Origin of the sequence: Candidatus Chlorohelix allophototropha, from assembly GCF_030389965.1 — a bacterium.
GTDB lineage: Bacteria > Chloroflexota > Chloroflexia > Chloroheliales > Chloroheliaceae > Chlorohelix > Chlorohelix allophototropha.
This window is the reverse complement of record NZ_CP128400.1, coordinates 1967312-1991707: the sequence shown is the minus strand read 5'-3', so window position 1 is coordinate 1991707 and position 24396 is coordinate 1967312. Positions and strand designations below refer to the sequence as shown.

Annotated in this window: 23 protein-coding genes; 17 read left to right on the top strand and 6 right to left on the bottom strand. The window is 47.9% G+C overall.

The window, feature by feature from the left end; genetic code table 11:
- The first annotated feature begins 12 nt into the window (after window positions 1–12).
- A complete protein-coding gene (locus OZ401_RS21170; RefSeq protein WP_341470519.1) occupies window positions 13–459 on the top strand; it encodes a hypothetical protein in 447 nt (148 codons plus the stop codon).
- A 104-nt stretch (window positions 460–563) separates the two neighbouring features.
- The gene (locus OZ401_RS21165) at window positions 564–1454 is read left to right on the top strand and encodes a hypothetical protein (protein WP_341470518.1); all 891 of its coding nucleotides are present in this window, start codon (window positions 564–566) and stop codon (window positions 1452–1454) included.
- 22 nt (window positions 1455–1476) lie between these two features.
- On the opposite strand, the gene OZ401_RS21160 is transcribed toward OZ401_RS21165, so the two are convergent.
- Both OZ401_RS21160 and OZ401_RS21155 read right to left on the bottom strand, forming a co-directional pair.
- Window positions 1477–1689: an ASCH domain-containing protein gene (locus OZ401_RS21160; RefSeq protein WP_341470517.1), complete on the bottom strand. Its 213-nt coding sequence runs from the start codon at window positions 1687–1689 to the stop codon at window positions 1477–1479.
- 481 nt (window positions 1690–2170) lie between these two features.
- On the bottom strand, window positions 2171–3124 hold the full coding sequence (locus OZ401_RS21155; protein WP_341470516.1) for an AfsR/SARP family transcriptional regulator: 954 nt from the start codon (window positions 3122–3124) through the stop codon (window positions 2171–2173).
- A 708-nt stretch (window positions 3125–3832) separates the two neighbouring features.
- Between OZ401_RS21155 and OZ401_RS21150 the strand changes: the two genes are divergently transcribed.
- The 4 genes from OZ401_RS21150 (at window position 3833) to OZ401_RS21135 (ending at window position 7740) form a co-directional block, all read left to right on the top strand.
- Window positions 3833–4057 (top strand): hypothetical protein, encoded by a 225-nt coding sequence (locus tag OZ401_RS21150; RefSeq protein ID WP_341470515.1) that lies wholly within the window; start codon window positions 3833–3835, stop codon window positions 4055–4057.
- 721 nt (window positions 4058–4778) lie between these two features.
- Entirely contained in the window at window positions 4779–5750 is a 972-nt protein-coding gene (locus OZ401_RS21145) for an aldo/keto reductase (protein ID WP_341470514.1), read from the top strand.
- Between the two features lie 15 nt (window positions 5751–5765).
- Complete coding sequence (locus OZ401_RS21140; protein WP_341470513.1) at window positions 5766–6194, top strand: DUF3830 family protein; 429 nt, start codon at window positions 5766–5768, stop codon at window positions 6192–6194.
- A 229-nt stretch (window positions 6195–6423) separates the two neighbouring features.
- The gene (locus OZ401_RS21135) at window positions 6424–7740 is read left to right on the top strand and encodes an IS4 family transposase (RefSeq protein ID WP_341470512.1); all 1317 of its coding nucleotides are present in this window, start codon (window positions 6424–6426) and stop codon (window positions 7738–7740) included.
- Between the two features lie 118 nt (window positions 7741–7858).
- On the opposite strand, the gene OZ401_RS21130 is transcribed toward OZ401_RS21135, so the two are convergent.
- Together OZ401_RS21130 and OZ401_RS21125 are read right to left on the bottom strand one after the other, a co-directional pair.
- On the bottom strand, window positions 7859–8059 hold the full coding sequence (locus OZ401_RS21130; protein ID WP_341470511.1) for a Flp family type IVb pilin: 201 nt from the start codon (window positions 8057–8059) through the stop codon (window positions 7859–7861).
- Window positions 8060–8449: 390 nt separating this feature from the next.
- Complete coding sequence (locus OZ401_RS21125; RefSeq protein WP_341470510.1) at window positions 8450–9523, bottom strand: class I SAM-dependent methyltransferase; 1074 nt, start codon at window positions 9521–9523, stop codon at window positions 8450–8452.
- Window positions 9524–10031: 508 nt separating this feature from the next.
- On the opposite strand from OZ401_RS21125, the gene OZ401_RS21120 reads away from it, so the two are divergent.
- Together OZ401_RS21120 and OZ401_RS21115 are read left to right on the top strand one after the other, a co-directional pair.
- On the top strand, window positions 10032–11591 hold the full coding sequence (locus OZ401_RS21120) for a nicotinate phosphoribosyltransferase (protein ID WP_341470509.1): 1560 nt from the start codon (window positions 10032–10034) through the stop codon (window positions 11589–11591).
- A gap of 27 nt (window positions 11592–11618) precedes the next feature.
- On the top strand, window positions 11619–11756 hold the full coding sequence (locus OZ401_RS21115) for a hypothetical protein (RefSeq protein ID WP_341470508.1): 138 nt from the start codon (window positions 11619–11621) through the stop codon (window positions 11754–11756).
- Between the two features lie 51 nt (window positions 11757–11807).
- Here OZ401_RS21115 and OZ401_RS21110 read toward each other — a convergent pair whose 3' ends face one another.
- Window positions 11808–13217 carry an SUMF1/EgtB/PvdO family nonheme iron enzyme gene (locus tag OZ401_RS21110; protein ID WP_341470507.1) on the bottom strand — a complete coding sequence of 470 codons (1410 nt, stop codon included), beginning with the start codon at window positions 13215–13217 and terminating at the stop codon, window positions 11808–11810.
- Window positions 13218–13592: 375 nt separating this feature from the next.
- On the opposite strand from OZ401_RS21110, the gene OZ401_RS21105 reads away from it, so the two are divergent.
- Together OZ401_RS21105 and OZ401_RS21100 are read left to right on the top strand one after the other, a co-directional pair.
- Window positions 13593–13832, top strand: coding sequence for a hypothetical protein (locus OZ401_RS21105; protein ID WP_341470506.1), 240 nt, complete (start codon window positions 13593–13595; stop codon window positions 13830–13832).
- Window positions 13833–13982: 150 nt separating this feature from the next.
- A complete protein-coding gene (locus OZ401_RS21100; RefSeq protein ID WP_341470505.1) occupies window positions 13983–15689 on the top strand; it encodes a Vgb family protein in 1707 nt (568 codons plus the stop codon).
- Window positions 15690–15746: 57 nt separating this feature from the next.
- Here OZ401_RS21100 and OZ401_RS21095 read toward each other — a convergent pair whose 3' ends face one another.
- Window positions 15747–16787 carry an aromatic ring-hydroxylating oxygenase subunit alpha gene (locus tag OZ401_RS21095; protein WP_341470504.1) on the bottom strand — a complete coding sequence of 347 codons (1041 nt, stop codon included), beginning with the start codon at window positions 16785–16787 and terminating at the stop codon, window positions 15747–15749.
- A 274-nt stretch (window positions 16788–17061) separates the two neighbouring features.
- On the opposite strand from OZ401_RS21095, the gene OZ401_RS21090 reads away from it, so the two are divergent.
- The 7 genes from OZ401_RS21090 to OZ401_RS21060 all read left to right on the top strand — a co-directional run bounded on the left by OZ401_RS21090 (window position 17062) and on the right by OZ401_RS21060 (window position 24360).
- Window positions 17062–20271 (top strand): porin family protein, encoded by a 3210-nt coding sequence (locus OZ401_RS21090; RefSeq protein ID WP_341470503.1) that lies wholly within the window; start codon window positions 17062–17064, stop codon window positions 20269–20271.
- 225 nt (window positions 20272–20496) lie between these two features.
- On the top strand, window positions 20497–20655 hold the full coding sequence (locus tag OZ401_RS21085; protein WP_341470502.1) for a hypothetical protein: 159 nt from the start codon (window positions 20497–20499) through the stop codon (window positions 20653–20655).
- 55 nt (window positions 20656–20710) lie between these two features.
- Entirely contained in the window at window positions 20711–21127 is a 417-nt protein-coding gene (locus OZ401_RS21080; protein WP_341470501.1) for a hypothetical protein, read from the top strand.
- A gap of 15 nt (window positions 21128–21142) precedes the next feature.
- Complete coding sequence (locus OZ401_RS21075) at window positions 21143–21610, top strand: hypothetical protein (protein WP_341470500.1); 468 nt, start codon at window positions 21143–21145, stop codon at window positions 21608–21610.
- A 33-nt stretch (window positions 21611–21643) separates the two neighbouring features.
- Window positions 21644–22051 carry a hypothetical protein gene (locus OZ401_RS21070; RefSeq protein WP_341470499.1) on the top strand — a complete coding sequence of 136 codons (408 nt, stop codon included), beginning with the start codon at window positions 21644–21646 and terminating at the stop codon, window positions 22049–22051.
- Between the two features lie 34 nt (window positions 22052–22085).
- Window positions 22086–22595, top strand: a complete 510-nt coding sequence (locus tag OZ401_RS21065) for an NTF2-like N-terminal transpeptidase domain-containing protein (RefSeq protein ID WP_341470498.1) — start codon at window positions 22086–22088, stop codon at window positions 22593–22595.
- 13 nt (window positions 22596–22608) lie between these two features.
- Window positions 22609–24360 carry a DUF5671 domain-containing protein gene (locus OZ401_RS21060; RefSeq protein ID WP_341470497.1) on the top strand — a complete coding sequence of 584 codons (1752 nt, stop codon included), beginning with the start codon at window positions 22609–22611 and terminating at the stop codon, window positions 24358–24360.
- Window positions 24361–24396: the final 36 nt, after the last annotated feature.

Genomic DNA, 24396 nt, shown 5'->3' with positions numbered 1-24396 from the left:
GGAGAATTAACAATGGCAACTGTTGAAAGCATTATCCCTTCCGCCCTTTGGGCAGCCGATTTCACTATGACGGTACTTGATCCTAATGGTCGCAACCCTAGTACCATTATTCGCAATACCGACGCTTGGCAGTTAAAGGTTGATATCAATTTAAGCGGTCTTATCGTTCCTCTAGTGGGCGGCACTTTCCATATTCAGCCCTACATCGAAGCGTTGGGCGCAGATCAGGAAGGCAAACTCGTTGCCGAAAAAACCCAAGCCCTGACCGGCGCTAGTAACTATTCCCTTACCTTTAACGTTCCGAACGCGGCTTCCTATCCGATCGTACCCGGTGGCGTAAAATTGGATCCCGGACCGTACCGCTTAACGTTGGTGCTGACCTATACAAATTTGGTTAACAATCCTGATGAGATTGCCGGGTTTGTAGAAGGTCCTGTTATCCAGATTTACCTTCCATAATAAATAGTGCAACCTATCAGTTAGTTAACAGGCTTGTGGGGCGAGAAAATAACGCGCTGCAAGCCTGTCCCCATATATATTTGAGAAGCAGGAGTGACAAGGCAATGGGTAACAGACGTACCAAATCCGATCTGCCCGATGAGCCGCAGAAAGGCGATGATTTTAAGCAAATACACGGCATTGGTCCTTCGGTGGAAACGCGCCTACAAAAAGCGGGCATCCTAACCTATTCCCAATTCGCGCTGCTTTCGCCCGCCGATGTTGCCGCCCTATTGCTGGATATAGCCGGAATGACCGCCGAGCGCATCGCCAAACAGGATTGGATTGGGCAAGCGCGCGCACTCGCCCCCGGTAATAGTCCGGTGGAACGGTTTGAGAATCCGGTTAGCAAAAAGAAAAAGGAAAGTTACGCTATTTTTACCCTTGAAATGTTGTTGGACGAGCAGCATATCGTACAGCGCATGAGCGTGGTAAATGTGCTGGAAGGGCTGGAAGAAACTTGGGATGGTTGGAACGAAACATGGTTGCGCGAGTTTATTTCTCGTAGCGCAAATTTGAGCCTACCCGAAACTGCCCCCGCCCCCCGCCTTTCAAAAGGCATCCGCGAGGTAAAACCTGTGCTGGAGGGAGAAGCTCTTTTGGAAACGCTTGAAGCCGTTCCCACCCATCGGCATAACAGCAACAGCGTTTTCCGTTCCGGCGAGCCGTATATTGTCAGCTTGAATCTGGATTTGAGCAAGGTGGTAGTGCAGCCTACCGCTCCTCTAAAGCTATCGGCAGTGGTAAAAGCCAAGAGCTTGAGCGGCGGTAATCGCTACACTTTATGCGAGGCAACCGAAACCGCCGAACCGGGCAGCAAAGCCAGCCTGAAGATGAACGGTGTCGCTCTTAAGCCGGGGCTTTATCGTACCGAAGCGGTAGTTACGTTAATAACCCCGGAAAGCATTAATGGACTGACTACCAAATTCGAGGGAAGCCTGTTTCAGATTTATTAGACTGCCCTCTAGCGCAACTCAATCAGAGTAGGTGATCGAGGGCGGCAGCCTTGAGCATCTTGCGTAAATCGTCCAAATTTTCTTCGACTACGGCATGGTCTTCCGCGATTTGCCCGCCTGTAGCCGTGCTACTTTCGGACACATCCAGTTGAAGACCGTACTTTGTGCCGGAATGAGTTGCCATTTCATCACCGGGGGCAAGCACTTTTTTGGAGTAATTGGGTGGGGCATGCATTAAAAGTCGCCTCCCACAAAGGGGACAAAGCCATTCTTCAGATCCTGACAAGTGCTTTCCCACAAATACCATTTGATGTTTTTGAGAACCGTTCATCTTAAACTCCCGAAATATATAATGAATTATAGTCGCAACAACACACTATGGGTTGTTGTAGCCCGCTTTTCCCTATAATGGATTAGCTTTTTTTGTCTTTGTTTCCCAAGGGGTGCATTGGTACTGGTGGTGTAAGGCATTTCGGGGAGGTGGCAAGCTCTTCAAAATTAATTTGTCAAACCTGCTCAATCCAGCTAACTAATGTATTAATCCCATTGATAAAAAACCCCAAGCAATTCCACCCTAATTTTTAGCAATAAATCAGCTTATTGCCAAAAATACAGATTCGATAGCAGAACAGATATACATAACCCCTACTATTATACATAAGTATAACACGGTTTATTTTTTAAAAGAAGAACGATTAATAAATATTTATGTATAGCTAAGCAATTTCGCTCTGTCCGCGGGCGGGTAATTGTTTGAGGTTCTGCTCCATCTTTTCAATCCCAAGCTTAAGTTGGTCATCGATACCGGAGAGAATTGTTTGTAGTTGCTTGAGGTGGTTAATAACTTCGGGCAATTGCACTATCCCAACTTGAGGATGGGTATCGTTTGTCTCTGGGCTAGGTACTAGCAAATCGGCGCGGATTTGTTGATACAGTTGATAGGTGCGGCGCGAGGGTTTGATGCCTAGTTCTTCCTCCAGCACTTGCGCGCAACGTTCATACTGCCGCATTGCCGCGCCCCTATCGCCCGTCAGGTAGTGCAGTTTCATCAGGCGTTGGTGGGTGCGTTCGCGGGTGCGGTCGTGGCACAGAATCCGCAGCCCGTAAGAGATACCTTTTTCATAGATGCTGTGCGCCTCGCAATAATCCATCAGCTTATCCATCATCGACAGATAAATATTGTGCAGACGCTCGCGCTCGTTCAAGCACCAATCCCAATACCAGCCTTCCAACAGGTCGCTTTGGTATAGGCGCAAGGCTTCTTCCATAAAGCGGGCGCGTGGAAGATCGAGTTCATGCCCTTTCATGCCCTGCACAAAAGCATAGACTTCCTCAAACACTCCCACATCCAGCCATAAACCGGCTTTAGAATTTAGCAAGACCCATTCCGGCTCTACTACTAACAGCGCGGTAGTATCACATTCCGGCGATAGTGCCGTAAGCGCGCTTTGTAATTGCCACAGCGTTTGCCGCAAATTCTTTTTTGCCTGTGCGCCCGGTAAATCAGGCCACAGCACCGTTGCCAGCACCTCGCGTTGTAAGGGGCGATCTCGATTTAATAATAGATAGCTGAGTAACTCCTGCAACTTGCGAGCGTCAAAACCCTCAAGCTCGCAGTTATCGCTTTCCACGCGAAGTTTGCCAAACAAATAGACCTGCAATACGGTCATCGTTGCTAACTCCTGTTCGGATTGATAGTTTTATGACAGCAAGTTATTCAAAATATATTGGCTCAAGGCGAAACATGGAATTACCGATTATGGGTTTGGACTGCGATGAAAAATTGATACATGTGAGCCTATTTTTCAGTACGGACTACAAAAGTCCGGCTGGTTTCCTCTTATCCCTTGTAATAAACGTATTTTATCACGGTTTTACCCATAAAACGGTTAATTTACTATAAGATTAATCTTTTAATTTTATTATTTTTTAATTAATTTTGTAATAATAAAACTTACAATCTTATTTACAGTATTTAATATCTTCTTCTACCAAATCCCATGAAAGTTAATGGTTGAATACGCCCTCGTTTGTCCTACTACGCAGGGCTGTTGCAAGAACCCATTTTAAGGCTGCACCAACCGGAGGAGAGAAGAGGACACCCCCGGCAGGCGTTTTGCTGTCTAGCCTGTGCCCTGAAAGGGTGGTTACACTCCCCTTCCGACCTTGCAACCGCTCTGGTTTCATAATACAGCTATGTGAAGACAGCAACCTAAAATATACAAAGGTGTGACCAAGCCCACTTTGTTACGAAACTTTTTTGCTTATAATATGAGGGTCGAGATTATTATAATCGTTAATCCCGTGCCCGAAATACAGGTTTAAATAATAAGAGGATTAACCCATTTTTTAAAAGGTAAAAGGAGAAAGTAGAAGGCATGGCAAAAGATAAAAGCTCCAAAAAAAAGTTAGCTGTTGAAAAAGAGCAGAAACCACAAACTGAAAACTTATCAAAGCAAGAGTTAAGCGAGGAAAATCTAGAGCAGGTTTCAGGCGGGCACGGCTTTTTCCAGCTAATTCAGGGGACTGACGGCGGGATTACCGGGGGTATACAAGCGAACGATGGAGGAATTACAGCAGGCAAGGGGATATTAAAGAAATAATGAATTGAACTCAAGCGCAAGTTATTGTACTGTCCCTACCCCTCGGTGGTTTTATTTATTGTGACCTAGAACTTACCGCATTTTCCTGACACCCTTCTTGGATCGCCCTCTTGTCCCTGTTGCCACTATCTGACTAATCTAAAAGAAAGGTATAGCGAGGTTCATGCTTAATCAAATTTCCCCCTTGAGGGGATTAGGGGGTGAGTAGTTATAATAATTATAACAATACCTCTTGGCAACTTGTAAAATTTCAGAAGTGGCAGCAAGCTCAACTTGTTAAACACTGAATCGCCCTGTCCTACTACGAATCGAAGTGGTAAATTAGCCCCGTTTGTATTATTCTGTTAGATACTACCAAAAAAGAATGGTCGGGCAGACCATACAAATTAGGACTTTTGCTTGGAACAGTAAAAATGAGCCTAGATTCCAGACAAGGGGCTTATAAGCTTTAAGAAATTAATCCGTAAATATGTTAGATTTCCGAAGGGCGGTTCGCACCCTCTACGGGGCGCAGGCGAACCGCCCACCTGTCCCCCGGATGGGGGATACAAATCGGTTCTCATGAGAATTGGTTCGTAGGGGCGCATCGTGATGCGCCCGCGTTTGCTGGTGAAATCTGGTGGATTTACCCTGATCCTTGTTTTACGGATTTAATTGTTAATTTACATAAGCCCCTTGCCTAAAAGCGAAAGCCATACAAATATAAAAAAGGAATATATTTATGCAACACCGTACTTTTGGCAGAACGGGCTGGGAAGTCAGCGAAATCGGCTATGGTATGTGGGGGTTAGCGGGCTGGACAGGCTCGAATAAAGACGAAACCGGCGCCGCTCTGCAACTCTCCGTTGATTTGGGCTGCAATTTCTTCGATACCGCGTGGGGCTACGGCGCGGGCGCAAGCGAACGTATTCTCGGCGATTTGGTACGCGCCAATCCCGACAAGCGTCTCTATACTGCCTCCAAAATCCCGCCCAAGAACTTTAAATGGCCCTCGCGGCGCGGCTTTTTGCTGGAAGATTGCTTCCCGCCCGATCACATCCGCGAGTACACCGAGAAAACCCTCACCAATCTCGGTTTGCCTCATCTCGACCTGATGCAATTCCATGTTTGGGAGGACGCTTGGGCGGAAGATGAACGCTGGCAACGCGCCGTAGATGACCTCAAGCGCGAAGGGTTGGTTTCCAGCTTTGGGGTTAGCATCAATCGTTGGGAGCCGTGGAACGCCCTGCGCACGCTGCGTTCAGGCTTCGTAGATGCGGTACAGGTTATTTACAACATCTTCGACCAGAACCCGGAAGATGAGCTTTTCCCGCTGTGTAGTGAGCTTAACATCGGCGTAATTGCGCGTGTTCCTTTTGACGAAGGTACGCTAACCGGAACGCTTACCGCCGAATCGCACTGGCCCGAAGGCGATTGGCGCAACACCTATTTCGTGCCTGAAAACCTGATTCCGAGCGTGGCGCGTGCCGATGCTCTTAGAGGGCTTGTGCCGGACGGTTCTAGTATGACGGATATGGCGTTGCGCTTCATCCTCGCCAACTCCGATGTACATACCATCATACCGGGGATGCGCCACCCTTCTTATGTGCGTACCAACCTTGCCGCCAGCGATGCGGGCCCACTTCCTACCGCGCTATTGACCAAACTGCGCGTGCATCGTTGGGAGCGTCAGCCCACCGAATGGTCGCAATAACTAAAGAGGAATATTATGGCTAACACTTTGCTCAACATCAGGGTCGGCTCTTTCAACTTTACGGCTACCCTCGAAGAAGAAAACGCCCCTCAGACCTGTGCTGCTTTGCGCAAGATGTTACCTTTCAGCAATAAACTGATTCAGGCGCGTTGGAGTGGTGAATCGGCTTGGGTTCCAATGGGCGCGTTTCCGGTGGGGGTGGGTTACGAGAACCATACCAGCCACCCCGCGCCCGGCGAACTCTTAATTTATACCGGCAACCTGAGTGAAACCGAGATTTTATTTCCCTATGGCGCGTGCCTGTTTTCCAGTAAACTCGGTCAGCTTGCCGGAAACCACTTTGCCACTATCTTGGAAGGTCGCCAAAAGCTAAAGGAGATGGGGCAAATAATTCTATGGCAAGGGGCGCAGGATATTTCAATTGAGTTAGCCCTTGCTGAATAAGCTACCGCGCGGTTACTCTGGTTATATAAACTCAAGCAGGGCAGTTGCAAGGTCGGTATTTCCATTTTTAACTTTCGCCCCAAACGTTAAGAAAATCGTTTTTGTAGGGGCGGTTCGCGAACCGCCCCATGGTCGTCAATTTAAAAAGAATGGGAAGTAGACAAAAGAAAGTACCTGTGGCAAAGATTTAATTGCAAAAAAAAACCTTAAGCCAAACACAGGTACTTTCATGGAAAAGCTTAAACAAATAGCGGGGAATTTGCAAGCCCTATTTAATGAAACAGCGCAACATCTGGCAGTGGAGACGGGTTTTCGACAACGACGATCAAAACTGGATGGCGCCACATTCGCCAAAGCGCTAATCGGAGGCTGGCTGTCCAATCCTGAGGCAAGTCGGAGTGAACTGGCACAAATAGCCAAGGTTAGCAAACAAGCGCTTGACCAGAGTTTTACAAGCCAAGCGGCAAGTTATTTACAGGCTTTGTTAGGTTGGTGTGTAGAAAAAATGCTAGGGCAGGAACCAGCGAGTTTGAGCCTACTGCAACGCTTCAAAGGGGTGTATGTACTGGATAGTTCGACTATCAGTTTACCGCCAACCTTGAGCGCCCATTGGCAAGGGTGTGGGAAAGAGGGTAGTCAAAGTGAGGCTGGTCTGAAACTGCACGTGGGTTTGGAACTGCTAAGCGGGGCGCTACTGGGACCGGAATTAAGTCCAGCCCGTCTGCACGATCGGCAAGGACCGCATCAAAAGCTAAGTTTACCAGCGGGGGCGCTACGGATAACCGATTTAGGCTATTTCAAATTGGGACGATTGAAAGAATTAGAAGCGCAAGCGGTATTGTACCTAACCAAAGCTCAAACCGGACTACAAGTGTACGGGGCGCACCAACAACCCTTAGCTTTGAGTAAATGGTTGGGACAACAGTCACAAAAGCTGATAGATAGGGTAGTAGAGGTGGGGGTAAAAGAACGTTTGCGCTGTCGGTTAGTGGCATGGCAAGTACCTTCTGGAGTAGTACAAACTCGTCAGCAGGCTTTCAAGGAGTTGGCACGCAAGCAGCAGCGTCCGGTCAGCGCCGAACGTCAAGCCTTAAGCTACTGGAGTGTGTATCTAACCAATCTGTCGCAGGAGCAGGCTAGTCCCGCAGAAGTGGCAGTATTGTATCGGTTACGCTGGCAGATTGAACTTCTTTTCAAATTGTGGAAAAGTGGGGGTGGATTGGAACGCTGGCATAGCCACAAGCCTTGGGCGATATTATGCGAAATATATGCCAAACTGATTGGGCAAATTATTCAGCACTGGTTAGTGCTGGCAGGGGTGTGGCAAGAAGCGGAACGCAGTCTCATCAAGGCTAGTCGTATTGTGCGAGCACACGCCCGCAGCTTACTGTTTCGTATTGATAATCCGCCCCACTTATTGCAAGAATTGATTTATATTTGTGCTAGTATGCAAAAAGGCTGTCGTTTGGATAGGAAAAAATCCAAACCCTCCAGTTTTCAGCTGCTTAATAGTCCTCCTATTTTGGTTCCGCAGCTCTTAAATTGACGACCATGGGGCGGTTCGCGAACCGCCCCTACAAAAACGATTTTCTTAACATTTGGGGTGAACGTTGAAAATGGAAATTCCGAACTTGCAATACCCGCCCTGCTTCAAAGCTTTGCTTTTATGAAAGGCTCTTGGTTACAGAACTGAACATAGTTCCAATCTGAGGTCCTAGAAATACCAGTATAGCGATTACCACGATTGCCACGAACATCAAGACCAAAGCGTATTCTACCAAACCTTGCCCTTGCAATCGGGGCAGCAAACCGGATTTTTTCTCAACCGTTACCTTATTTTTAAGCAAATCCCGTAGTGTAATCATATTAATATATCTCCCTTTTGTTAAAGCAGCTAGCTAAATTCGGGAAATTCGGGCTACGCTGAAGCAAAGGTCTTTTTTGCCATTCTTGGGAGAATATTACACGGAATTTGAGACAAGATGCCCTTGGCTCTTTGATAAATTTTACTCCATCAGGAATATTAAAAAAAGGTCATAGCCCGATTGTACTATAACAACAAATCAGGCTTAATGCTATATCTTCTTTTAACTGTTGCTCTCGCCGGAGAGGAGGAGGGCAGGTGAGTTCAAGGGGACACCCACCTGTGCCCCGTATGGGGTATGCGACCCCGCACAGGGATTTCACCCCTGAGAACCCCGTTCGGATTCCCTCACCCCTCAAGTGGTGTTTTCGATTTGAACTGTATATAAATGTTAATCTTCGAGCTTTTTCAACCACAGACTAGCCCCTAAAGGTTGCTGTAAGGTGGGAGGCAATTTATCTTTAACTAACTGGGAAAAGTGAGTCTGAACGAAATCTACAAAGTAATAAATTTCAAACTGCTTGTTGTACTCCAGAAATGCTCTAAGCATGTAAGCTTCATTCCAGCCTCTACCCTCATAAACCCAATTCGAGACGTATTCAAAAGGATAGAACACATCGTGAAAATGGATATATACCCCTTTATTCAAGGCGGGCAAAATGTGGAACAAAATATAGTTTACATCGCTACCCGTTTTTGCCACATGGGTTGAATCAATAAATAATATGTCGCCCGCTTCCAACTCCCTGAACTTATCCAACGGCACGTCTTGAAGCTTCTGTTGGAACAGCCTGATTCGCTTCTTTTCTTCTTCTCCAAGTAACAATAATAAACGCTCAGGATAAGGCTCGATAAAAGTTAGCTCTATCGAATTATCCAAAAACAGTTCATTTGTATCCAGCATCAGCGCGGAAGAAAAGCCTGAGCCTATCTCAAAAAGCTTGGGGGGCTTCAAGTGGCGCAGGATAGAGTAGAGGGATAGGGCATCCCAGTGTCCAAAAAAGTCATTATTCTGGTAGTACCGGAGGTTTTCGGATTTATCAGGTGAAAAGGGCCAATCTGAAAAATAGCGGGATAGTTCCAGCAATAGCGCAACTTGCGCTGGTTCGTTTAATTCTATCGCGGGTAAATGTTTATTCGCTTTATCGAATATTTCGGCTTCTTGCTGTTTTATTTCCTCTACGGCGGGGAAGGGTGAATAGAAATGCCCAACCGGCACAAATAATTTTTGGCTTTTTGGTTGCAGTATGCCAGCAACTTGTTCTGCTAAAGTTTCTACCGTTGAGTTCAATTGCCGGAACTCTTGCTGCAAATAATCTCTGGCAGTTTCAAGGTCTTGAATATGCTTATTTTGATGCCGGGACTCTTGCTGCAAATAATTTCTGGCGGTTTCAAGGTCTTGAATATACTTGTATAGATTTTTGAAACCCGGTAAAGTCTTTGCAATATTCCTAAACGTAGGCATAATAAATCCTTATCACCTAGAATTAAGCCTTAAGCGGCATCTTTTTTTGAAGAACCTATTATAGCAAATAACCAGCCCTAATTTTTCTATTTTTAAGAGTTTCCGCACGACTACCTATCAAATTTGCGCTCATAATAATAACATTTTTCAATAGCAGTTTGACTGTAAATAGATAGTGTACTTGTCACGATATGGTATCATATACAAAATTTTGTACCTATTCAGCCGGATAGAAAATAGACCTTTAATCTGAGCGGGGTTCTCAGGGGCGCAACCCCTGTGCGGGGTGGCATACCCCATACGGGGCACAGGTGGGTGTCCCCTTAAACTCCTCTCTCCTATTTCCCCTCTTGAGAGGGTTAACGGAATCCGAGCGGGGTTCTCAGGGGCGCAACCCCTGTGCGGGGTGGCAAGGGGTGTCCCCTTGAACTCCTCTCTCCTACTTCCCCTCTTGAGGGGGTAGGGAGTTGAATAGTTACAAAACTTGTACTATCAAGGAGATTCAGTAATGAACAGGGCGCAGCAACGCACCGCTGAAGGAATTCTTTTCACCGATCAATATCAGCTTACAATGGCACAGCTTTATTTTCGGCAGGGCTTGCACGAAAAGAAGGCGCAGTTTGACCATTATTTCCGCAATTATCCCGATTACGGCGGACATTCGGCGGGCTTTTGCATCAACGCCGGGTTGGAATGGCTGGTTGACTGGATGAAAGAGAGCTATTTCCGGGATGAAGATATAGAATACCTGCGCAGCCACACCAACCGCAACGGGACGCGCTTGTTCGCCGATGATTTTCTGGAATGGCTTCGCGCCAACGGTAATTTTGAAGGGTTGACCCTGCACGCTATCCCGGAAGGGCGGGTGGTGCATCCCGATGTGCCGCTGACGGTGGTTACTGGCCCTATCGGGATGGCGCAAGTTATCGAGTCGGCGTTGCTCAATATCCTGAATTATCAGGTTTTGATTGCTACCAAAGCGGCGCGGTTGCGGCAGGCAGCGGGTGGCAGAACGGTGCTAGAATTTGGGATGCGGCGCGGGCAGGGAACGGGCGCAAATGCCGGGGCGCGAGCGGCTCTCATCGGTGGCGCGGATTTTACCTCGAACGTGGGGATTTCGCATGTGCTAGGCTATCCGCCACGCGGCACACACGCCCATAGCATGGTGCAATTGTTCAATGCGCTAGGCGAGGGCGAACTGGAATCCTTTCGCGCCTTTGCCGAGGTTTATCCTGACGATTGTATTTTGCTGGTAGATACGGTCAATACCCTCGAAAGCGGGATACCGAACGCCATCAAGGTGTTCGAGGAATTGCGCCGCAAGGGTCACAAGCCCGCCGGTATTCGCCTCGATTCGGGCGACCTTGCTTACCTGAGCATTCAAGGGGCGCGTATGTTGGATGCTGCCGGTTTCCCCGATACTTCTATCGTGCTTTCCAATGAACTGGATGAATTGTTAATCTGGCAAATCCAGAGCCAAATTGTGACGGAAGCGCCCCGCTATGGGGTTGAACCGGACAAATTGTTGGCGCGTTTGGTTTATGGCGTAGGAACGCATCTCATCACTTCGGGCGGACATCCCGCGTTGGGGGGAGTTTTCAAGCTGGTAGCGGTAGAGCAAAAGGGCGAGTGGTTGCCCGCTTTGAAGCTATCCGAATCGCCTTCCAAAATTCCCAATCCCGGCAACAAGCAGGTTTGGCGATTGTACGACAAGCGCGGCAAAGCCACCGCCGATGTGTTGAGCCTCGAAGGGGAAGAACTGAATCAGCATGAGCATCTGCGCTTGTACCATCCCGCCGACCCGACAAAGTATCGTATTTTGAACGTCAGCGAAATTGAGAAAATCGAGCCGTTGTTGGTGGAAGTGGTGCGCGAGGGCAAATTCGTTTACGATAGCCCTTCGCTGGAGGAGATGCGAGCGGTGCGCGATACCGATTTAGCCCGGTTGGATGAAGGGGTGCGCCGCCTCATCAAGCCGCATGTTTACCACGTTTCCCTAACCGAGAACCTGTGGCAACTCAAGCAACGCCTGATTGAAGAAACGCTGCAAGAGCGTTACCCGGAATAGTCCCCGTTCGGGTAGGGGCGCATTCCGATGCGCCCGGTTTTAACCCAAACGGAGGGCGTATTCAAATACTCGAATCTCACCCGTTCGCGCCTATGCCAATCCCCCGATTGCCCACCCCTCGCCGGGCGTGTCGAGCCACGCCCCTACCCGAACCGAATCTCATGAGAACCGATTTGTAGGGGCGGTTCGCGAACCGCCCGGTTTCTCTTTCAGAGTTCAGAGGGGCGCAATAGCGGAACACAACACCACCCGAAAACCAAAAGCGAGGCTACCGCGGTGCGGAATGACGTGGTTGCGGGACATACAGGACGCAAGAGTCCGACTGCCGGGGAAAGCTCCGCCCCGTATCACCCGCATCTCTCCGCTCCCGTCCACCACCACTTCCGAAGGCTTCTGGTATTTGTTCTGACACCACTCCAACAGATTGCCGCTTATATCCATTGCCCCACAAGTCGCTGCCCCTTGCGGATACATGCCCACCGCCGTTGTTCGCTTCAAACCCGCTTCCACCGTATTGGCGTAGCCCTCTTGCCATGCGCCCCACGGATATTCACGCTGTTGGCTACCCCCTTGCGCTGCCCACTGCCATTCCCATTCGGTTGGCAAACGCACCTCCGCGTTATTGCCGATGATTAAAGGGTTGCCTATATCTTCCGAACTGGTCAATTGCCAACCCTGCATGTGTTTGTTCAGCCACCGCCCAAACGCCACTGCCTGATACCACGACACCCTGTCGCTAGGGTTGCTCAAACCTTTTTGCTTTTGCTCGTCCAGCCTTTGCGGCTGGTATTTTTCCGGGAAACCTTGCCACCACTCCCGGTTTTGGTAGCCATCCGTTGCTTTCACAAAGGCTTTATATTGAGCGTAAGTCACTTGATATTTAGCAATATAATAAAAGAGTTGAATTTCAAAGGTCTGTTCCTCAATCTCCAGCCTTCCGCCCGGATATACGGGTAGCCACGCAATGTCGGGCAGCCCATCCTCGCGCACGCCCACGCCGCGCCGGGGGTCGCCGATTTCGCTCAGCCTGTCGCCGATTTGCAAACGGCGGGTGTGGCTGGTATTGAGGTCGGCAATTTCGCGCAGCATCATTTCGCGCTCGCTTTCGGGCGTGGCGGGTTTTGGCTCTGCCACCTTTATTACGGGTGTTAGCGCAGGGTTTTGCGATGGTGAAACGGGCGAGTCGGGTATAACCACGCCGAAATTCTTGGCATGGTGACGCAGCCCTCTTATCAACAGGTCGCGCCCGCGCTCGTCATAGAAATTCACCGCTTGCCAACGGCTCAACTTTCGGGGTAGCTCGCACTCCGCCAGTTTCAAGGGGATGATGTTGCTCAACCCTTCCGGCATATATTTGGCAAATTGTAGCGCGGTTTCTATCTCAGCCTGTACATAGCCGATTTTTGCCGCCGATTCGGGCGTAAGGCACACCAAAATGAGGTGAGTCTCTTCCAAAGCCTTCTCGATTTCATCGCGCCATATCTGTCCGGGTAGCAGTTCTTCTTCGTCCAACCACGGCTCAAGCCAGTGGCTTTCAGCTTGCAAGCGGCGATACAGTTCGCGCACTATGGGCTTATCCCCGGAGGAGTGGCACAGAAAGACTTTCAGTTTGGCGGGTTCGGGCATGTTTGCGCTCCGGTGTAGGGGTTTAGCTGTAACGCAACTACGCTCTAATTATAACCGTAAGGGTGCACCTTTGCCAACCGACCGCCCCGAACGACTCTAGCTGTCGGTGTAATAGTTTACTCAACTTAATTCTAATGAAAAATTAATTTAATTTGTTAAGAATTTCACCTGAATTTTTACCCTGTTTTGCTATCCTTAACTTAAATTGTAGCAACAATGCTTTCGCCTTTTAGCCTTTGACGCAGTTCAAATCCTCCACCAATTCAACTTTCACGCAAATAGAACTAATACCGGGCGCATTCAAATACGCTCCTACCGAATTGAACTACCGAACCCGATTCCCGTAGGGGCGCATCGTGATGCGCCCGGCGATGGGTGGCGCAAATCTTATGGGATAGAGCAACGGGCGAAGGGCGTATTCAAATACGTCCCTACGAACCCGAATCTCACGTATTTGCGCCTATGCCCCATCCACCCGATTATGTCACCCATCGGGGCATTGTACCGAACGGGGGGGATACCGAACCCGATTCTCTTAGGAACATACGCCCTCGCGGGGGCTTGAAACCGATTTTACCGATAGCATTAATCCCTACACCGCTGCTTCGATTCTAATTGTTAGAACAGGGTTCAACTTCCTGACAAGCAATTACCCCTATAGGCTTACCTTGGCAGGATGACGCTTTTCTTGGACAACCGAAGTTACTCTAACAGTCTGTTTTGCAGTCACAAAGAGGTGGTAGTACGAAAACGGAGGGATAATTTATGAGAAATGTTAAGAAGTTTAGCCTTGCGATGGTCTCTATGCTGCTTGTTTTTCAGCTTACGTTGGGAATGAGCTTTGCCAAAGAACAGGAAGAGGATTGGGGCAAAGACGGGCATGGGAACTTGCAAACGCTGGTTAAAGGCTCGCCTATTCACGGCGCAAACGGCATTGCCTTTCACAATGGGCTACTGTATATCGCCAGTGTATTCGGTAGCGAAATTGTGGTGATGAATCCCTACAGCGGGCAAATTGTTAAACGCTTGGGGCAGGAATACGGTGTCCAAACACCGGACGACCTAGTTTTCGGACCGGACGGTTCGCTATACTGGACTTCGCTATTTACCGGAGAGGTGGGTAAACTCGCCCCGGACGGCGTAACGCACAGCATCGTGGCTACCAACTTACCGGGCGCAAACGCGATAGCTTTTACCAGAGATTTCAAACGGCTCTTTGTATCCGCCGATTTCTTCGGTAACGGCTTGTACGAGATTGACCCTACCGGGGCAAATACAACCCCAATCGACATACTAAAATTCCCCGAATACGGTGTACCCAATGTCGCAGGAGAGATGAATGCGATGGCGTTTGGCGCGGATGGTTATCTCTACGGACCGATGTACAACAAAGGGCGAGTGGTTAAGGTAAACGTGGCTACTAAGGAAATCACTACTGTGCTGGAATTACCGCAACCGGGTATCAATCCCGCCGCAGTTAAGTTTGATTCACAAGAACGACTTAATATAGTCACCAGCAACCCGAACCAAGTTATTCGGTTAAATCTTCATAATATGCAGCAAGAAGTGCTGGCGAATCCGGTTAGCGGGATTGATAACCTTGCTTTTGACTCACATGGGCGGCTCTTTATTTCCGATGCTTCAGGCGGAAGCATCAGTGAAATACTTAAAAACAAGCAGTTGCGCGAGGTAAGCCCTGCCGGAATGATGGCAGCCGGGGGCGTAGCAGTATTGCCCGGCAAGGATGGGCATGATCGCGTATTCGTGGCGGATTTCTGGACGTTGCGCCAGTATGACGGCAAATCCGGAACGCCCAAGCCGTTGGGTAAGTTCACCAGCGCGGTACAGCCCATGACGGTAGCGCCATTTGGGGACAAACTGGTATGGACTTCCATAAACGGAAATGCGGTGCAAATCTGGGATCCGGTAACCAAACAGGTGGTGCAAGATTATCGTGATTTCGCAGGTCCAACGAACGCTATCGAGTTCCGAGGCAATCTTGTGGTTGCTGAGATTGGCACGGGAAAAGTAGTGATGCAAAATCCTGCGGAAGTGCGGACAGTTCTTACAACAATACAGGGCATTCCGTTCGGGCTGGCAAGCAATGATAAGGAACTATACGCCGCCGATTGGTACAGTGGCTTGATTTACAAGCTGGCGGAGGGAGGCACTATCATAGCCAAGCCGAACCCCATTCTCAATGGGCATCAGTTCTCACAGCCGGAAGGCTTGGCGCTAGAACGGGACGGTCATTTGCTGGTGGTAGAGGTCGGCGCGGGTCGGCTTTCGCGGGTTGACCTTAAAACCGGAACTATAACTACGGTGGTGGATAAACTTCAGATAGGGGCATGGTTGCCGCTACTGCCGCCCACAACTTTCTTCAATGGTGTAGCGGTGGGACATTCAGGCACAATTTATCTGACTGCCGACAAGGCAAATGCGCTCTATCGTATCAGGGGCGATAACGATTAATACGCTAAAGCAGATAAAAGCAAAAGAGCGGTTCGTTACGAGCCGCCCTTTTTTTGATTAGTGTTCGCTCAAACCCGCCACTTCTAGTTCAGCATCGGGGTTGGCGGGCGGTTCGGGCATTGGGGCGTTACGTTCCAATTCGTTGCGGTGCATATAGTAGAGCAGAATCGGACGGTCTGCCGGGATGTATTTATCGCCGGAGGACAGCCCACCCTGTTTGGGACGCTGCGAGATTACCACGCCCTCGTCCTGAGTTAGAATCTTGCGGCTGCTCTGAGCGGCAATGAAACTGAACAGCTTGCGCAAGGGCTTCGCGCTTACAAAGTTCTGGTAGAAACGGATGTACATCATGGTTTGCTCATCGTCAATAGGCACGAAAGCTGCCACCAGCATAAATTTGCTAGAAAGACGATTGAGCCAAAGGTTAGGATATTTGAAGCTAATCAGCCAATCCCCGGCAGGACGCGACATTTCGCCCGGTTTAAGACCGGGTTGCCCTTTATCCAATACATTATTTACCCACACGTAAAGCGTTTCGCCTTCCAATACGGTGTAAGGACCGTTGACGAGTTTGCGCCCGCCCCGTCCGATGGTGGTGGCATGTACGAAGGGCAGATGCGCCACATCAAGCTGGTTTTCGATGGCGCGGGTGTAGTGGGTATTCCAGCGTTTGCGCAAGGTGCTGTAGCTGAAATTCTCTAGCCCTTGCTCGGTAAAGAAGGGGATGGGCGGATAATCCCCGGTGGCTCTGGCTTCACCGTGCCACAGCCAGATGAAATCGTGTGCCTCTTGCGTTGGGAAAACGCGCGGGCGCATAGCTTTGGGTTTTGCTCCGTTTATGCCGTTGGCAGGAACGAGCGCACATTCGCCATTTGAGTTGAACTGAAAACCGTGGAAAGGACATTCGATGTTGCCATCCACGATTTTACCAAGACTGAGTTTAGCCTGACGGTGCGGGCAGCGATCTTCCATCGCCACGATTTTACCCGCCTCGCTGCGCCAGAAAACGAGGTCGTAGCCAAGCCGCTTATAATAGAAGGGCTTGCCCACTTTCACCTCGTCACTTTCCAAAACCGCGTACCATTGTTCACGAAGCATGATTGTTACCTCTTTCACTATTTACGCTTTCAGTTTAACCTCAAAAAGCAATAGTAGAGTTAAAAGCAGCGATGGATTTGGTAATGAATTCAAATTATAATGGAGAGAATAAAAGTGAAATGACATTGATACGAAATGTTACAATTTATAAATAATATATTGCTCTACAGTGTAAGGCTGGGTATAATGGCTTGAGTTGTTTCCTAAATTTAGCTTGCTAATCTTCGCTGTATATTCTGCACACTATTTTTCTGTTGCTGTTGAAGGAGTAGTTATGCCAATCGTCAATAACCGCCCTGCTTACAACGTTAGAGAGACGGTGATGAGGACGGGCAACAATGCTCTGGAAGAACAGAATAGCGAGTTCCAGCCGGAAACAAGCCCCTTGGAAAGGCAACTTGCCCTTGCCGATACCACTCGCGACAGCCATTTCATAAAAAACACCAAACTAACTCCTGCCAGAATATTGCAGCTTCAGCGAACCCACGGCAATCAATATGTGCAACGCCTTCTAGCTTTTCAGTCCAAACCCACCCCTAAAGTTGCCATACAAAGGCTTTCTGATGTTCCTGATATTAATAAAGATCATTTTCAAGAAAAAACAGTAACAGATGGTAAGGAAAAGCTAAAGGATTCGGCGGTTGACACTACAAAGCTGGCAAGCGCCGCGCAAACCCTACTTGACTGGATTAAGGAAGCGCAGGACGAAGAAACTAAAGATGCTAATGTTCAAACTGCTAAGGATTTTAGCCTCGATGAGAAAAACAAAAGGCTTATTCGCAAATTAATTAGCATGTATTATGCTTACTCTAACTCCGATGATTTTATAGAAAAGAGTCCCATCCCTAAGCCGAACCCCTCAGAAACCTTGCAATATTATTTGTTGGATGTTTTGAGACGCGAATTAGCCAGTTCAACGGTGCGCCGTATCAAGAGAAATAGCGTCCAAACTTTGGCGACGTTAACCAAAGAAATGGGTGTTGCGCTCACAAATACTGACATAGATGACGTTGTTTCCGACAAGGAAGGTCCGAAACTTAAAGCATACAAAGAAAAAATCCTTGAAAAATACCAGAAGGATATTAAGAAGCAAGAGGAAATGGCAAGCAAGGTCACCTTTGAAGTGGCTTATGCTATAGCCAAAGGCGCGATAGCTGAGGATAACCCTGTAGTTGAACAATATCTGCTTGATTACAACCGACAAGTGAAGTTGATTAATAGCGTCCATGAAAAAATTAAATCCAACCAAGATGTGGTTAAGGACGCAAGCGCCTCTTTAGAGCGCAGACGCTTTAAGATAGTAGCCCTCCAAAAAGATATTCAAAAAAACACCTACAGGATGGGTGTTACCCTGAATAGATTCAAGGCTAGGTTGCTGAAGAAGCGCGAGAATCTTAAAGATGCCGATTACAAGAAGAACTTGCTAGAAGCAGCGCAAAACTTCTCCGGGAAGAAAAATGACCTTATCAAGAAAGAAACCGAAGCCGCTATTGTAGCTATTAAGCCAACCGCAGGCGAAGAAGTATTGGCTAAATTCAAAGCTACCAAGCTAACTATAAATAAAAAGAACAATAATGAATCGCGCCGGAAGTACAAAACGGATATTACCCAACAGACGTTGGATGTACTCAGCGGGAAACAGACCACTATTGACACCCTCGATGCTGCCGGAAATAAGGAACAGAAAAATACCGCTGATCTGATTAAGAGCGCGAAAGAATCGGCTATTAAAGAATCTTTGGAAGGTCCGATTCACTCGCGCTTCCGTTACATCGGCTCTGTGGTTGAACCGCTGGTGGCGCAAGATGGCGACAAGGCTAAACTTGAGTTTGTGCTTAAAGTGCCGGTGGGCGACCCCTCCGGTGGGGCTTATCTTGGTTTCCGCCTGACCGGTCAGGTTGAACACGAACTTGAGTATGATGAAGAAAAGACGGTGCGCTCCGGCGAAACCTTCTTGCGCCGCACCAAAGACGAAAACGGCAATGACAAATTAAAAGCCAATACTTTCAAGGTTAAAGCCGAATTGGCATTTATCGGCGGGTGGCGCGTGCCGTTTGTGGTGGATGTGGGCGGCGAAATCGGCGGTTATCTGGATGTAGAGACAGATAATGTAAGAAACGCAAATTCCGGCGCAAAAACCATCGGAGCTAATGCTACGGGCGGTTTAGGACGCGCTATGGAACTCATCTCGTTTGGCTACTATAAACGCGCGCGCGAAAGTACCGTCTTCCCGAACCTCTTTATCAATGCCCTGTGGGGTCTTGGGGGCGAAAACGATGAAGTGAGAGGCGAACAGGCTAGAGCGTGGGGCGATGCCTTTAGAGAGAGCTTTAGCGACAAAGATACGGTGGAAACCGGAGGTTTTGGGGCTGCCACCGCTTCGGCTTCCATGACTGGCTTGGCAAGCTTTAAGGGTGGGCTAAAGGGTTATAGGGGCAAACGCTATACCAAACAGACTATGAATGCGCTGGAAAAGAACAAGAAAGAAAAGCAAAAAACGCTTGGTACGCGGCGGGATAGAAATATCGGGCGCAACATGAACGGCGCTGAACTGGCGTTTGAGTTTGCGGTCGGTCCGTTTGCTACGGGCGGCAAAGTTAAACTATCTTGGTTGGATAATCAGGCTGGCGGTCAGTTAGATAAAAACTTGGATGAAAAAATTGCCGACCTTAAGGAGGCTTTGCTTGGTAAGGGCGGCTTAAACCCTAACAATGACAAAGAGCAAAAGGTTAGGGATGCCCTGAGCGATAAAAAGAGGTATGTCGAAATAACCCCGGCGGTGATTGCAGCAGTGGGCAACCCAAAAACCAACCCAACGGCCGCACTTATACAGGAATTTGTCGATTCTCTCGCCGACCGAAGGCTTCTCAAGCGTCAGTTCTTTGCGCTCGAAACCGAACTTTCTGCTGCCAGCAAGGGCGGCAACTTAGGCAACCCCTCTCAAATTGCAGCCGAAGCCTTGAAATGGTCTGGAGAGGCGGGCGCGAAAATCCGAACGACCATTATGTCGCTAGAGGATCAGTACGGCAAAAATAATAAGGGTAAAAACATTGGCTCTAGCTTCTTCAACACCGCTTTGATTGCGATTGATGAGGGCGTTAATGGCGCAATAAATTACGACCCCCAGAAAATTGCCAACAAACTAGAATCTGCCCAGAAACTAACCAATACTCAAATGAATAGTAGCCTGCATACTGCCGCTACCAATCAGACCGCTTTGGATAAAATGACCACCTTTGCGGTAAAGAGTTCCAGCGGTTTGAAGCCTACCCTCAAGCATAGTACCAAACGCGATTTTGCTTCTTCGCAAGAAGGGGCAAAATTCTCTAAGAATTATCCTACCAAATTTGAAATAATCTTTGACCAAGTGGTAGGCGGTTCATTAGGTTCGCAAATTGCGGTGGTTTCGGCAGAGAAAGGCACTCGCCTGTTACGCTTTGGCATAAAATACAAAGATGGTAATAAATCTTTGATGACGATGTAAATAGTGGGCGTATCGAGCCGCGCCCCGTTCCCTCGAATTAGTTTTAACCTCTTGTCTTTGTTTGTAAGGGCGTATTTGAGTACATCCTTCATTCGTTGCCCCATCTAACACGATTCCTCGCCATTCCCCCATTAATTTACAGTAAATGGCAGTAGCAAACCTGTTATTGACAGCTTGCGGCGGGTTAAACTGATAGTGGAAAAGAGTTATTGCAAGGAGCAAGCAATGTCAACGATACGGACGCGGCTGAAACGAGGGGTAGGTTTTGGGCTGATGCTGGCAGGGGCGATACTCGCGCTGATTTTCGCCGGGGCGGGTTGTCCCATTCCCGTATTCGCAGGTTTTGGGCTGGCAGTAATCGGCACGCTATTGTCATTCTTATAAAATTCTATTTAATAGAATCGAGTGGAATAGGAAGATATTAACAGGAAGTGGCGCAATGCGTAAAAGTGGAATAACCAGCTTGGTTTTTATGGTAATAGGTTTCATTCTTTCATTGCTATGGCTAAATGTTAAGAAAACTACCAATTCAATAGAGCTTAACTGGTTTTTTCTTATTTCAGGTATAGTGTTGGGGTTGCTCATTGCAATATTATTAGCTATCTCCCCAAAAAAACCTGTTTTAGCAGGTGTTATCGCAATAGTGCTAAGTTTACTCGGGCTTTTAATTTTTGGTTTGCTTCTGTGTGGTTATCTTGCGGCATTGGGACTAATTAGAGGTCAAGAAGTAGAATTATATTCACTAGCTATTCTTCTGTTGTATTTTTCTTCTAGTATTGCCTTATTTATCGGTGGGATAAAATCAGTTAGGAGACGTGCCAGAGTAAACCGTGCGAATGTAGATAAAAAGTATTAAAAGGAGTTGATGAAAGTGCGTATATTTGGAATAATCAGCCTGAGTTTGCTGGTAGCGGGAACCATCGTTCAGTTTGTTGCATTGTTAAGCACTCATGACTCTGACCAGTCACTTGTAATGGTAGGTTGGATGCTATTGGGTCTCCACACTATTGGGGTTGGGTCTCCTATAGTCAGCTTGAGATTTGTCGCAACTAAAAAACCCCGAATGGCAGGTGTTATCGCAATAGCGCTAAGTGTACCCGGAATATTACTCTGGATATACTTTCTGATGAATCATGAATTGGCGCGTATTGACGGCAGTTTAGTTATTTTACTATTTTTAGCCTCAGCCATAGCCTTATTTATCGGTGGGATTTTATCTCTTCGTGAGGATTTGCAAGCAAAAGCGGCTATCGAGCCAAAGCAAGAAAAAATCCCTGAACCGCAGAATAAACCCGCACTACGCAGCGGCGTTTATTCCAAACCGCGCTCGAAGTTGTAAGCTGGTAAAAAGCTATTTGCAGGAGGTGTAACCATGCGAAAATTTGGGATAGCCAGCCTGATTTTGCTGGTAGCGGGAACCGTTGCAATTTGGATAGAAACATCAAATTCTTCGCCATATGAAGGGGAAGCCTTTTATGGGAAGCTTTTAATTGGTGTTGCTATTATAATTGGTATTACTATACTATCAATAATAAAAATCTCCCCCAAAAAACCTGTTTTAGCTGGTGTTATCGCAATAATGCTGAGTTCATTTGGAATTCTTCTTTGGGCTATTGCATTAATCTTGATAATCATAAACCATAACTTCAGGGATATTCCCCACAGATTTCTATTTTTCACTTCGGCAATTGCCTTATTTATCGGTGGGATTTTATCTTTTCGTGAGGGTTTGCAAGAAAAAGCGGCTATCGAGCCAAAGCAAGAAAACGCGCCTGAATAATCCGTGAACGATTAGGTATTAGGAGTTGAGCAAGATGAACGAACCTGTGACCAAACCAAGCGAAAATCCCGGCAAGCCCAAAGAGCGCGACTACTTTTTGATGGTAATTGTCGGAGGAATCGGGCTACTGACGCTACTGGCAATCGTCAGCCTGTTTTTGTTACGTCCCACGCCACCGGAGATTTCAGAGAATAGCCCCGGTGGGGTGGCGCAAAGCTATATCAATGCTTATAACAACCGGGATTACGACAAAGCTTATGATTTACTCGATAGCGCTCTTCAAAAAAGAATTAGCCGTCAAAATTACAAAAACAGTATTTATCAACAAAATTCTCAGAATATCTCGGTTAGTATTAAATCCGAAAATATTAACGGTAACAACGCTTCGGTCATACTTGAAATAAGGCATTACAACCAATTTAGCCCTTTCGCTAACGGGGAAAGCTGGAACGAGGATAGCACAATGAGCTTGAGCCTTGAAAACGGCGTGTGGCGTATAGGCAATTTGAACTATCCTTACGGATTTCAATACTGGCTAAACTGAAAGGAGCTTGGCAATGTTCATAGCAAGGCGTTTGTATATTTATGCCACTAGTTTTATAAGCCTGATGATGTTGGTGGGTGGTTTGTCCTACCTGTTAAATCTTCTTTTAAAAGATTGGCTGGCTTTAGCTCAGAGTTATTATTATAGCTCCTTACAAGACCAATACAGCCAAGCGGGGGCGATTGCGGTAGTGGGCGGTGTGGTGTGGCTGATTCACTGGATACTGGCGCAACGCAGCGCGAGGGCGAAAGATTCGCACGGTATAGAAGAACGGCAATCGGGGTTGCGCAAGTTGATGCTTTACTTCACCTTGTTTGTTACGGCAATCCAAGTGTTTACTGCGGCGGGTCGCCTTTTAGCGGATATACTAACGCAAATAGCTCGCGGAGTCGGGAATCTAAATTACAGCCTTGTAGATAACATTCCTGTATTGCTGGTAAACGCGCCGGTGTGGTTATATTTCTGGCTGGTGATTCGCGCCGATAATCGGATTGCGCCGGATACGGGCTACAAAGCGAACGTGCGCCGCTTGTATTTTTTTCTGATGAATTACGGCGCGGTAACGGCGTTGACTATCAGTGTGGCAATACTGGGGCAGGATTGTTGGCAATATATTTCGAGCAGCAATAACTCATATTATCGTAATAATAATTTTCTGGGGGTTATTGCGCCTGTCACGGCATTGGTTATCGTCAGTCTGGCGGGTTGGTTATGGCACTGGTGGCAAGTCGAGCGACTTAATGCCACTTCGGAAGAAGAGCAACATTCGCTTTTGCGGAAATTTTACCTCTATTACCTGTTATTCCAGACCATTGCAGTGACGATTACTGCCTTTGCGGTATTTATATACAACCTGATGCGGTTAGCGTTGAACAGCGAAGCAATGAAAAATTCGAGCGAACCGCTGCTTACGCAAGTGGGCAACCCTTTGGTGGTGGCGTTGGCTTTCGGCATATTCTGGGGCTATCACGCCGTGGTTTTGCATCGGGATATGGAGTTAGTGGCGAAAGAACCGCCGCTTCAAGCTAACCTGCGCCGCTTGTACTGGTATCTGCTAACCTTGATCGGCTTTGTGGTACTTTCGGTGGGTCTTGCCCGGTTAATCAGAATAATGCTGGATGTAGCGTTGGGCGGCTCTGATTCTACCGCGCTAAAACGAACAGGCTGGAGCGATGAAATAAGCCTACTTGTCACGCTGATTCTGGTGGGTGGCGGCTTGTGGTTTTACAGTTGGCTAAAGTTGCAACGGCAGAGTTTGGCACAGGAACATGCGGAAGAACGCCGCTCGACTGTGCGCCGAATATATCTCTATCTGGTGCTTTTCATGAGCGTGGTGACTTTGCTTATCAGCGGCGCTACCTTAATCTACCTAGTTTTTAGAAATATCGGCAGCTCTTTCACAAGCTCTTTCACAAGCTCTATTTGTTGGGCGTTGGGTATTACACTCACCGCCGGGCTATGGTTGGTTTACCACTTGTGGGTGTTGCTCAAAGACCAAAAGGCTAATAAAGTTGGCGATGTGCGGACTGGACAAGCGGCGGTGGCGGCAGATTTTAGACCGGAGGTAACAACACTGGTGTTTATTCGGGGTAGGGATACTGCCCTTATCGCGGGAAAGATTGCTCAATTGCAACGACAACTCCCGGCAGATTATACGATCGAGAGCCTACCAGCCGCTAACCTGAACCTTGATTGGCTCAGGGCGAGCCTAGTCGGGCAAACGCAGAATAAGGATTCGGGTAGTGCGCCGGAATCCGGTTTGTAACAAGTAACGGCTACCGCAGAAAAGGGTAGCGAGTTC